The sequence below is a fragment of the Arthrobacter sp. genome (assembly GCF_031179985.1).
Classification (GTDB): Bacteria; Actinomycetota; Actinomycetes; order Actinomycetales; family Micrococcaceae; genus Arthrobacter.
In genome coordinates, this window is record NZ_JAPSHJ010000036.1 from 28556 (window position 1) to 39965 (window position 11410).

General features: G+C 60.9%; 12 protein-coding genes and 1 tRNA gene. 12 read left to right on the forward strand and 1 reads right to left on the reverse strand.

The window, feature by feature from the left end; all coding sequences use genetic code 11:
- Nucleotides 1-2 precede the first annotated feature (2 nt).
- Entirely contained in the window at nt 3-680 is a 678-nt protein-coding gene (locus RIN13_RS15080; protein ID WP_309108166.1) for a response regulator transcription factor, read from the forward strand.
- A gap of 122 nt (nt 681-802) precedes the next feature.
- On the opposite strand, the gene RIN13_RS15085 is transcribed toward RIN13_RS15080, so the two are convergent.
- Nucleotides 803-2020, reverse strand: coding sequence for a pyridoxal phosphate-dependent aminotransferase (locus RIN13_RS15085; protein ID WP_309108158.1), 1218 nt, complete (start codon nt 2018-2020; stop codon nt 803-805).
- A 270-nt stretch (nt 2021-2290) separates the two neighbouring features.
- On the opposite strand from RIN13_RS15085, the gene RIN13_RS15090 reads away from it, so the two are divergent.
- The 11 genes from RIN13_RS15090 to RIN13_RS15140 all read left to right on the forward strand — a co-directional run.
- Nucleotides 2291-2363 (forward strand) — tRNA-Trp (locus RIN13_RS15090).
- Nucleotides 2364-2444: 81 nt separating this feature from the next.
- Nucleotides 2445-2729 (forward strand): preprotein translocase subunit SecE, encoded by a 285-nt coding sequence (secE, locus tag RIN13_RS15095; protein WP_309108159.1) that lies wholly within the window; start codon nt 2445-2447, stop codon nt 2727-2729.
- A gap of 110 nt (nt 2730-2839) precedes the next feature.
- The gene (gene nusG / locus RIN13_RS15100) at nt 2840-3664 is read left to right on the forward strand and encodes a transcription termination/antitermination protein NusG (protein WP_309108160.1); all 825 of its coding nucleotides are present in this window, start codon (nt 2840-2842) and stop codon (nt 3662-3664) included.
- Between the two features lie 132 nt (nt 3665-3796).
- Nucleotides 3797-4228 (forward strand): 50S ribosomal protein L11, encoded by a 432-nt coding sequence (rplK, locus tag RIN13_RS15105; RefSeq protein WP_018773647.1) that lies wholly within the window; start codon nt 3797-3799, stop codon nt 4226-4228.
- A 184-nt stretch (nt 4229-4412) separates the two neighbouring features.
- A complete protein-coding gene (rplA, locus tag RIN13_RS15110) occupies nt 4413-5120 on the forward strand; it encodes a 50S ribosomal protein L1 (RefSeq protein ID WP_247041875.1) in 708 nt (235 codons plus the stop codon).
- A 149-nt stretch (nt 5121-5269) separates the two neighbouring features.
- A complete protein-coding gene (locus RIN13_RS15115; protein WP_309108161.1) occupies nt 5270-6364 on the forward strand; it encodes a GNAT family N-acetyltransferase in 1095 nt (364 codons plus the stop codon).
- 183 nt (nt 6365-6547) lie between these two features.
- On the forward strand, nt 6548-7111 hold the full coding sequence (locus RIN13_RS15120) for a hypothetical protein (protein WP_309108162.1): 564 nt from the start codon (nt 6548-6550) through the stop codon (nt 7109-7111).
- Nucleotides 7101-8213 (forward strand): GNAT family N-acetyltransferase, encoded by a 1113-nt coding sequence (locus tag RIN13_RS15125; RefSeq protein ID WP_309108163.1) that lies wholly within the window; start codon nt 7101-7103, stop codon nt 8211-8213. The genes RIN13_RS15120 and RIN13_RS15125 overlap by 11 nt, the downstream gene beginning before the upstream one ends.
- A gap of 336 nt (nt 8214-8549) precedes the next feature.
- Entirely contained in the window at nt 8550-9155 is a 606-nt protein-coding gene (gene rplJ, locus RIN13_RS15130) for a 50S ribosomal protein L10 (RefSeq protein WP_247041866.1), read from the forward strand.
- A 79-nt stretch (nt 9156-9234) separates the two neighbouring features.
- Nucleotides 9235-9612, forward strand: coding sequence for a 50S ribosomal protein L7/L12 (rplL, locus tag RIN13_RS15135; RefSeq protein ID WP_309108164.1), 378 nt, complete (start codon nt 9235-9237; stop codon nt 9610-9612).
- 174 nt (nt 9613-9786) lie between these two features.
- Nucleotides 9787-11410 (forward strand): 5'-nucleotidase C-terminal domain-containing protein (locus tag RIN13_RS15140; protein ID WP_309108165.1); only part of this gene is annotated, 1624 nt, incomplete at its 3' end.

An 11410-nucleotide genomic window follows, 5' to 3' on the forward strand; every position in this document is an offset into this window, starting at 1 on the left:
GCATTGAAGCAGGGGGCGTGCAGCCGGCGAGGGACGGCAGCGTTCGGGTTGTCCTGGTGGACGATCATGCCATCTTCCGTTCAGGCCTGAAGGCAGACCTCGACTCCAAAATTTCCGTAGTGGGGGAGGCAGGAACTGTGGAGCAGGCCATCGCCGTGATCGCCCAGACCCGGCCAGACGTCGTGCTCCTGGATGTTCACCTCCCAGGCGGGCTGGGCGGTGGCGGGCGTGAAGTCATTGCCGGCTCAAATGCCCTCCTTGGCACCACCCGGTTCCTGGCCTTGAGCGTTTCCGATGCTGCCGAGGACGTTGTGGCTGTTATCAGGGCGGGAGCACGGGGATATGTCACCAAGACCATTTCCGGGGCGGAAATCACCGATGCAGTGCTGCGCGTGGCCGGGGGCGACGCTGTTTTTTCGCCCCGGCTGGCCGGATTCGTCCTCGACGCGTTCGGTACCGCCCCGGCAGACATCGCCGACGACGAACTCGACCGGCTTTCAGCCCGTGAGCTGGAGGTCATGCGGCTGATAGCCCGTGGCTACAGCTATAAGGAAGTGGCCAAGGAGCTGTTCATTTCCATCAAGACCGTGGAGACCCATGTATCCGCGGTCCTCCGGAAACTGCAGCTTTCAAGCCGCCATGAGCTCACCAAGTGGGCTGCCGAGCGCCGGCTGCTCTAGCCACAAACGCTCCCTCACGTTTCGCGGTATAACCACAAACGCTCCCTCACGTTTCGCGGTATAACCACAAACGCTCCCTCACCCGGAAAAGTGAGGGAGCGTCCGGAAAATGGTAACGAAGCCTAGCTGGCTTTGCCGAGGAAATCCTGCAGCCGTGCCACGCCAATGGCGAGGTCGTCGTCGCCGAGTGCGTAGGACAGCCGGAGGTATCCGGAGGGTCCGAATGCCTCACCCGGTACCACCGCCACCTCAACCTCGTCGAGGATCAGTGCCGCCAGATCGGCTGACGTTTCAGGACGTACCAATCCGTTCGACGTCGGGAACTCCTTGCCAAGCAGAGCGCGCACGTCAGCGTAGACGTAGAAGGCGCCTTGCGGCGTCGGGCAGTCAACACCCTCAATGGCATTTAGTCCGGCAACGATCGCCTTACGGCGCCGGTCAAAGGCAACCTTCATTTCATCGACGGCGGTCAGCGGCCCGGAGACTGCGGCGAGGGCGGCGATCTGCATGATGTTCGAGACGTTCGACGTCGCGTGGGACTGGAGGTTGGTGGCAGCCTTGATGACGTCTGCCGGGCCAATCATCCAGCCCACACGCCAGCCGGTCATGGCGTACGTCTTGGCTACCCCGTTGAGGATGACCACTTTGTCGCCCAGTTCCGGGGCAGCTGTGGCGATGGATGTGAAAGGGAGTCCGTCGAAGGTGAGGTGTTCGTAGATCTCATCGGTGACCACCCAGAGGCCCTTGGATGCGGCCCACTTGCCGATTTCAGCCACCTGCTCCGGAGAGTAGACAGCACCTGTGGGGTTGGAGGGGGAAACGAACAACAGGATCTTGGTGCGCTCTGTCAGGGCTGCTTCGAGTTGCTCCACGGTGACGAGGTATCCCTGCTCAGGACCGGCAAACACTTCTACGGGGACTCCGCCGGCCAAGCGAATGGCCTCTGGGTAGGTGGTCCAGAAGGGGGTTGGGACGATGACCTCGTCTCCCGGGTCGACCAGGGTGGCGAAGGTGTTGTAAACCGCCTGCTTGCCGCCGTTGGTTACCAGGACCTGGGAAGGATCCGCGCGGTAGCCGGAGTCGCGGAACGTCTTCTCGGCAATAGCCTTCTTCAGCTCAGGCAGCCCACCCGCAGGGGAATAGCGGTGGTATTTCGGCTGGCTCGCAGCCTCTATGGCGGCCTCCACGATGTAGCCGGGGGTGGGGAAATCAGGTTCACCGGCACCGAAACCAATAACGGGCCGTCCGGCTGCCTTGAGCGCCTTGGCCTTGCCGTCAACGGCGAGGGTGGCAGATTCGGCAATGGCGGAAATGCGCTGGGAAACGCGGGCGGCAGACATGGCGGGTCCATTCTTTTGACAGCTCAGCGGCTGGATATGGGATTCGACGAGTTCTACTCTATGCTGTTCAGCGGATCGTTCGTTGGCGACAGGGAAAAGTGACCGCATGTTGGTCGTGCTCTTTGATTGGCAGCCGTGGATGGTCCGCAACGAGGCTGGTTCGACGTAGGCGCAGTTCTTGCGTAGAATAGTTCTCCGGTGTTGAAAACATGTTGATGGCGTGCGCCTCAGTGAAGGTTGCTGAAAGTGGCACGCGTGTTTTCGATCCATAGGGTAGTGGCGCAATTGGTAGCGCAGCGGTCTCCAAAACCGCAGGTTGCAGGTTCGAGTCCTGTCTGCCCTGCGCAAGCTGTTCCGGCGATAAGCCGGAACAAGCGCAGCAACCATGGTTCAGATCAGAGCCGGGTATCCGATCATTGCGAGAATGAGTGAGGACCAGGTGACCGAAACAGCTGCAAGCAGCTCCAAGGGCCGCCCCGCCAAGAATGCCGCCAAAGCAGGCATCTTTGCTCGAATCGCACTTTTTGTCCGCCAGGTCATCGGCGAACTGAAGAAGGTCGTGGCACCCACCCGCAAGGAGCTGATCAACTACACGCTCGTGGTGCTGGTATTCGTGATCATCATGATGGTCATCGTCACGCTCCTGGATCTGGCCTTCGGGACCGGAGTGGGCTGGGTCTTCGGCGGTTCAGGCCCCACGGACAACTAGGGCGATCGGTCCGCAGGCTTCGTGAACTCCCGAATAAGGAGGTTTCACGGAGTGTGCGGAATTGAGCCATTTAAATAGGCATGTTAGGCAATGAGGAAGCAGGAGACCAAGTGTCAGAGCAGGAGCTCGAGGTAACCGAGACTGAGCTGGATGGGTCCACGGACACCACAACGGACGCCGTGGAAGAGTCTGAGGCAGAGTTTTCTGCGCCCGATTCCGCTGTTGAAGCTGACGACGAGGACGCCGACGTAACCGTAGACGACTCCGACTCTGAGGCAGCAGACGCCGACGACGAGTCCACCGATGCCTTGGCAGCGGCAGCCGCCGCAGCGGAGGTTGATCCCGCCGAGGAATTCAAGTCCAAACTGCGCCGCCAGGAAGGTGACTGGTACGTCATCCACTCCTACGCCGGTTACGAAAACCGCGTGAAGGCAAACCTTGAGACCCGCATCCAGACCTTGGACATGGAAGATTACATCTTCGAAATCCAGGTTCCCATGGAAGAAGTCGTCGAGATCAAGAACGCCCAGCGCAAGATTATCAACCGTGTCCGGATCCCCGGCTACGTGCTGGTCCGCATGGACTTGACGGACGCCTCCTGGGGCGCCGTCCGCCACACTCCCGGTGTCACCGGCTTCGTGGGTAACGCACACAACCCGGTTCCGCTGCGCCTCGACGAGGTCTTCTCCATGCTCGCTCCGGTCTTCGAAGAAGAGCAGGCCGAAAAGGGCAAGCCCGTCAAGCACGCAGCTGCGCCGGTGGATGTCGACTTCGAGGTCGGCGAGTCCGTCATCGTCAAGGAAGGTCCGTTTGAGACCCTCCCGGCAACGATCTCCGAGATCAAGGTTGACTCCCAGACTCTCGTGGTTCTCGTCTCCATCTTCGAGCGTGAAACCCCGGTTACCCTGGCATTCAACCAGGTCACCAAGATCTAGCCGATCACTTTAGATTTCGCTCCGGAACTGCCCGCTTAGCAGCTCCGAAGCGGCCGGCCGCCTCGCCATGGCGGCCACATACCTGAGGCACGCTCCTGTGTCCCAGGACGCATTTGAGAGAAGGACCCTACATTGGCTCCCAAGAAGAAGGTCACCGGCCTCATCAAGCTGCAGATCCAGGCAGGTGCCGCTAACCCGGCTCCGCCGATCGGTCCTGCGCTTGGCCAGCACGGTGTCAACATCATGGAATTCTGCAAGGCGTACAACGCTGCGACAGAAGCCCAGCGTGGAAACGTCATCCCCGTGGAAATCACGGTTTACGAAGACCGTTCATTCACGTTCATCACCAAGACTCCGCCGGCTGCAGAGCTCATCAAAAAGGCTGCAGGCGTCGCCAAGGGTTCAGCTACCCCGCACACCGTCAAGGTTGCCAAGCTGACCCAGGCCCAGGTCAACGAGATCGCCACCACCAAGATGGAAGACCTCAACGCCACAAGCCTTGAAGGCGCCGCGAAGATCATCGCCGGCACCGCACGCTCCATGGGCATCACCGTAGAAGGTTAGGCCCGTCGCTGTTGCGACGGAGTCGGACGAAGAACGACGACGCCGGACAGCACCGCCGGGAAACCGGCACCACTGAAACATTGAAATGTTGGGCATCCCATCCGGACAAACAGCCGGACATCCCAACTGTGGCAGGGCCCAGCGCGGTCCGCAGACCACAACTGCACAAGGAGAAATAAGCAGCATGGCAAAGCGCAGCAAAGCATACGAGGCAGCCGCAGCCAAGATCGACGCGGAGAAGTTCTACGCGCCGTTCGAGGCGGTAACCCTCGCCAAGGACACCAACCCGTCCAAGTTCGACGCCACCGTTGAGGTCGCTTTCCGCCTGGGTGTAGACCCTCGCAAGGCAGATCAGATGATCCGCGGAACGGTCAACCTGCCCCACGGCACCGGTAAAGTCTCCCGCGTCCTGGTTTTCGCAACGGGTGACAAGGCAGAAGCAGCAATCGCTGCCGGCGCCGACTTCGTTGGTTCCGATGACCTGATCGAAAAGATCGCAGCCGGCTGGACCGACTTCGACGCCGCCGTCGCCACCCCTGACCTCATGGGCAAGGTTGGCCGTCTTGGTAAGGTCCTGGGTCCCCGTAACCTGATGCCGAACCCGAAGACCGGTACTGTCACGGCCGATGTCACCAAGGCTGTCAACGACATCAAGGGTGGAAAGATCGACTTCCGCGTCGACAAGCATTCCAACCTCCACTTCATCATCGGCAAGGTGTCGTTCGACGCCGTCAAGCTGGCTGAGAACTATGCAGCAGCACTGGAAGAGGTTCTTCGCCTGAAGCCCTCCGCTTCCAAGGGCCGCTACATCCAGAAGGCAACCGTTGCTACCACCTTCGGTCCTGGCATCAGCGTTGACCCCAACGTCACCAAGGTTCTGACCGAGGTCTAAGGTCCAGCTTCCGGATCTGATCCGAATCTGAAATTGGAACTAACAACAAGGGACCGTCCGGCTCACGCCGGGCGGTCCCTTGTTTCGTTTTCCGTTGTTTGGTCGTGCATGCCCTAGAGGCCAACGGGACATGCCACTAGGCTGAACCCGTGACTTCCCCGACGTACCTCATCGAGCCACTGGTCCTCCCTGCCTCCTTGGATGCCCCTGACGCCAGGGACTTCCTTGAGTTCAGCGAACTCACAGATGCCCTGGTAATGGAGACATGGGGGAACCTCGACCGCGCAAGCCCACCCGCCGCACGTCTGGAGGCGTGGCGCGATGACCCCTACAAACAACTTCAGATGTTCTTCATCCGCAGTGCTGGCCAAATGGTTGCGCGCTCCTGGATCAGGTTTACGGCGCAGGAAAACCTGGGGAGTGCCACAGTGCGCGTGGACGTCCGGGAAGCTCACACCGGGGGAGGGATGGGCAAAGCCCTCCTGCGGCACGCTGAGGAACTGGCTGTTGCCTCCGGCCGGAGAACGCTGCAAGGCTTCACAGAACATATGGCCAACTTCGACCCCGATGGTCCAAACGTCCTGAAGCCCGCCACGGGAACGGGGGCTCTTCCAGTCGAGTCCCGTCCTGTGCGTTTTGCTGCAGCCGCGGGTTACGCCCTTGAGCAGGTCTCGCGCTTCAGTGCGCTTGACGTCCCGCCGGAAGCCTCCGTCCTCGATGAACTCGAAGCCAGGGCCCGCGCTTCTGCCGGTGACGATTACGAACTTCTGGGGTGGACAGACCACTGCCCCGACGAGTACGTCGACCAGATGGCGGCCCTGATGAGCCGCATGAGCACTGATGCTCCGGCAGGGGAACTCCTCCACGATGAAGAGGAGTGGGACGCCGGACGTGTCCGCCACGTTGAGGATTTATGGAAACGGACCGGACGGGTATCCCTTGTGGCGGCCGCCATGCACAAGGACAGCGGAGAGCTGGCAGCCTATTCCGTCCTGCAGTTTTCACCCGTCAAGCCGTGGATGGCCGAGCAGGATGACACGCTGGTCACGAAGGCGCACCGGGGCCATCGCCTCGGCATGCTCATCAAGATCCACAATCTCCGGCGCCTCATGGCCGCACACCCTTCGGTGGAGCGGGTGCAAACGTTCAACGCTGCCGAAAACGAACATATGCTGGCCATCAATGTTGCGCTGGGGTTCCGGCCCGCGGGGTACGACGGCGAATGGCAGCGGCTGGTTCCATGAACGGGCTGGACATCGCCGCCGTCGTGATCCCTGATGATGCCCAGCCCCATAACCCGAGCAGCGCTCCCGACCTGTGGGAGTGAAGATCACCGGCGGCAGGGGATAGGGCGCACGTTCTGGAGAGGGCTGAAGCCACGGCAGCGGACCGAGGGCGGCACATTTGTCAGGGCTTTTGCGAGGAACATGTTGCCCGAGGAATTTCCCGCGAAGCCGGAGAGTGGGGCGTTGGAGCATGCGACGGGCTACAGCCTGGTGGGTTGGGAGGGTTCTTGTCCGGGGGAGTTCATTGCTCCGTACGCCGAGTTGCGGGGCAGAATGACCGCCAATGCGCCGAGGGCGGGCCTGGAACTCGAGAAGGTGAACCGGGACACCGACCGCGTCCGCGAGGAACAGGAGACCTGGGTCAAGAGCGGCGTGGAAGCGTTGGTATCGGCCGCCCTGCACAACGGCACCGGCCGACTTGCTGGCTATTCGGTCCTTTCGTACCGGCGGGTCAAACCCCATGTGGTGTTGCAGGAAGACACCCTGGTCGCCTCAGACCACCGCGGGCACAGACTCGGGATGGTCGTCAAGATCGCCAATATCCGCCGCGCACAGGAAACGTGGCCCGCGGCGCGCACTGTTCTGACATGGAATGCCAGTGAAAACCGTCATATGCTGGCGATAAATACATCGCTCGGATTCAAGCCCTCCGGATTTGAAGGCGAGTGGCAGAAACGGCTGGATGATCCCCTTTATGGCACATGACGTACGGATAGAGCAGCTGTGGATTCCGGATTCTCTGGACGCTGCTGATGCCGCAGACTTCCTCGCCGCCGTCGAGGTCGGACGGAGAGTCCGCATGGAGACGTGGGGCAGTGACGATCTCGCCTATGCCCCGCTTGAGAAGCTCCTTGAACTGGAAGATCCCTACGAACGGCAAGTAATCCTCGTGGCCAAGATGGGTCATGAAATCGTCGGAACAGTGGACATAGCGCTGCCACTCGCGGACAACCAGGACCTCGCTGAATTCACGCTCGATATTCTGCCCGAGTACCAGCGGCGCGGAGTAGGCAAGCAGCTCCTCGAGGCGGCTGAAGACGTGGCGAGGGGGGAGGGCAGGTCCATGATCCTGGTGGATACGAACCATCCAGGCACTTCCTTGAGCGATCTCGAATCCGAGCAGCTCATCCCGGGTACCGGAGATGGATTTGTGCCGCTGGGGAGCCGCGAGGTGGAATTCGCCCGCCGTTCCGGATACACCCTGCAGCACATTGAACAGTTCAGCGGATGCGCCCTTCCGTTGGACACGCAGCTCGTTGCGGAGCTTGAGGCGGAGGCCGAGGCCGCCAACGCCGGCCGCTACCGGCTTCACCACTGGACGGACCGCTGCCCGGACGAGTGGCTGGAAGCCGTCGCCGTCCTGGAAAACCAGGCGGGCGTGGATGACCTGCCACCTGGCCAGCAGCAAGCGGGAATGGTGTTCGACGCCGAGGTCCTCCGGGAAGCTGAGGCCGTCACCATGTCCCAAGGAAGGCGCACAGTTGTCACCGCCGTCGAGCATATTGACTCCGGCGAGCTTGTGGGACTGACAACCATCAGCGTCCTGGCCCAGCGCCAGGACGTCGTATTCCAGGACGACACGATGGTGCTGGAGCAGCACCGTGGAAATAAACTGGGCCTCCTGATTAAGGTGGCCAACATGGAACGGCTGACTGAACAGTTTCCGGATGCACGCGTCATCTATACATGGAATGCGCCGGAGAACCGCTACCTGCTGACGGTGAACCGCCAACTGGGCTTCACCACGGCTGGAGTCACCGGGATCTGGCAGAAGGAGTTGCCGGACTTCAGGGACAGCACCAGCTGATTCGGTGACTGATCTCCAGCGGACCAAGGACCAGGGTTTGACGGGATTTGGCCGAAGGGCAAAGCTTCCCGTAAGCTTGAACTACCAAAGACCGTCGGTTGTTGGAATCCACTCTTTCAAACATAACTCACTTCTGCAGTTGTGTGCGGGAAGAGCCAGTGGATTTTCAGACGAAGGACCCTGAACATAGGGCGGCCGGCGCAGGTGAACGAAGTGAAGTTCCGCAGTCTTCAGACTGTGTTGAGCCAAGCCCCGTGCATCTGCGCGGGGCGTTTTTAGTTTTAGCTCACTTGAGCGGGGACCCGGAATACCGGCACTATCCCCGGAAGGAGGGTTATGGCAACGCCTACAAAGGTTTCAGCAGTAGCTGAGATCACTAACGATTTCAAGGAATCGAACGCCGCTGTCCTGACCGAATACCGTGGGCTCACTGTTGCACAGCTCAAGCAGCTGCGTGTTTCCCTCGGCCAGGACACCAAGTTCTCGGTCGTCAAGAACACCCTGACCGCAATTGCAGCCAAGGAAGCTGGTGTCGAAGCATTCGACGGTCAGCTCGCCGGCCCTACTGCAATCGCATTCATCAAGGGTGACGCAGTTGCAGCGGCTAAGAGCCTGACGGATTTTGCCAAGACCAACAAGCAGCTGGTCATCAAGACCGGTTACTTCGAGGGCAGGAAGATGGATGCCAGCGAAGTTATCGCCCTGGCAGCCCTCGAGTCCCGTGAGCTGCAGCTCGCCCGTGTTGCAGGTGTCCTCAAGGCTCCTGCTGCCGCTGCTGCACGCATCATTGACGCTCTGCGCCTCAAGCTTGAAGAAGAGAACGGTGCTCCGGCTGTAGCCGAAGCTCCCGCCGCTGAAGAAGCACCCGCAGCCGAAGAAGCTCCGGCCGCTGAAGCAGAAGCTCCGGCTGAAGCTCCCGCAGCAGCCACCGAAGAGAACTAACTCTCTTACTACCAGACTCCGGTGTGAACGCATGGCCGAAATAAGGCCGCTGATCACCATTACAGGAAGGACGCCAACCATGGCGAAGCTCACCAACGAAGAGCTCATTGAAGCTTTCAAGGAACTGACCATCATCGAGCTCTCCGAGTTCGTCAAGCTCTTCGAAGAGACCTTCGAAGTTACCGCTGCTGCTGTTGCTGTAGCCGGCCCCGCCGGTGGCGGCGCTGCTGCAGAGGAAGAGGAGAAGACGGCATTCGACGTCGTCCTCGAAGCTGCTGGCGACAAGAAGATCGCAGTGATCAAGGAAGTTCGCGCCATCACCTCCCTCGGCCTCAAGGAAGCCAAGGACCTGGTTGACAGCGCACCGAAGGCTGTTCTCGAGGGCGTCACGAAGGAAGCTGCCGAGAAGGCAGTTGCCCAGCTCGAAGAGGCCGGCGCACGCGTTACCCTCAAGTAATTCTGTGTCCGGCGGGCCGCACTCCAGCCCGCCGCTCGCTCCCGGGAGACCCCGTCCACTTAGTGGGCGGGGTTTCCTGCTTAATCCCCGGGTTGCGAACGTGAGGACCCTAGACTGTGGCTTTACCGATTGTGGAAAGATCCTCGATCAGCAGAGCGCCCAGGAGCCCACTTCATGACAGATCCCGGTTCATCCATGTCCCGCCGAACAATGCTTGCCGCGGCCCTCGTCGGAGGAAGCGCTGCCGCCGTGTCACTGACAGGGGTCCCTGCGGCCCAAGCAAGGCCCGGACTTCAGCCGGGCGGGAAGCGCTTCACCCTCACGGTTCTGGGTACCACGGACCTGCACAACAATGTGCTCAATTGGGACTACTTCAAGGACGTGCCGTACACCGACGCCGCGGGCAACCGTATCGGCATTGCCCAAGCCTCCACCCTCATTAAGGCGATGCGGGCCGAGCGGGGAGCAGGGAACTGCCTCACTCTGGACGCCGGCGACACGATCCAGGGAACGCCGCTGGCGTACTACTATGCCAAGGTTGAACCGGCTTCCGGAACAGTCAAGCATCCGATGGCGCTTGCCATGAACGAGGTGGGCTACGACGCCGTGGCCCTGGGCAATCATGAGTTCAACTACGGCATTCCGCTGCTCCGCACCTGGGAGAGCCAGCTGGACTTCCCGTTGCTGGGTGCAAACGTCCGCGACGTCACCACCGGCAGGCGAGCGTTTACTCCTTACGTCCTCAAACGCATCGATACCGGGAACGGCTGGGTGACTGTCGGCCTGGTTGGATTGGTGACTCCAGGTTGTGCCCTCTGGGACCGCGACAACGTTCACGGCCGCCTCGACTTCAACGGAATTGTAGAGGAGGCCAAGCTGGTAATTCCGGAAGTCCGGGCGGCCGGAGCAGACGTGGTTATTGTTTCCAGCCATTCAGGAGCGACGCCGGGATCCTCCTACGGTGATGCCCTGCCGTTCCCGGAAAATGCCTCCACACAGCTGGCCGAAGAGGTCCCCGGCATCGATGCCATCCTTGTCGGCCATGCCCACGTCGAGATTCCCGAGCGGTTCGTGCTCAACAAGGCCACCGGAAAACAGGTTCTTCTCGCGGAGCCCCTGAAATGGGGGATGCGGGTGTCGGTCATGGATCTTGTGCTGGCCAAGGAACGCGGCAGGTGGTCCGTGACGTCAGCAAGCTCGCACCTGCTGGACGCCAAAACAGCGGAAGCGGATCCCGCCGTCGTAAGCGCAGTTCAAGCCGGCCACGAGGCAACCGTTAAGTACGTCAACACGGTAATCGGGGCTTCGACGGCGGATCTGAACACGGCAACAGCATGCTGGTCCGATTCACTTGCGATCGACGCCATCAACTACGTCCAGGCCACCACTGTCAAAGCTGAACTCGCCGGCGGGCCCGCCGCACAGCTTCCCGTTCTTTCCATCGCGGCAGCCTTTTCCCGTACGGTCGACGTCAAGGCCGGGCCGCTGACCATCAGGGACGTCGCCGGTCTTTACATCTTCGACAACACCCTCCTCTCCATCAAGGTGAACGGGGCGTTCGTCAAGGACTACCTCGAATGGTCCGCCAGATACTTCAAGGCGGTCAGCACGGCATCAGTGGCGCCGCAGGACCTCACCAACGCTCCCACCTCCATGGCCCCGACTGGCACTCCCGACTACAACTACGACGTCGTGTATGGCCTGGACGCACCTCTGAGCTATGACATCGACGTCGCACGGCCGGTGGGGGAGCGCATCATCAACCTGAGCTACGGGGGCGAGCCGATCGGGCCCCGGC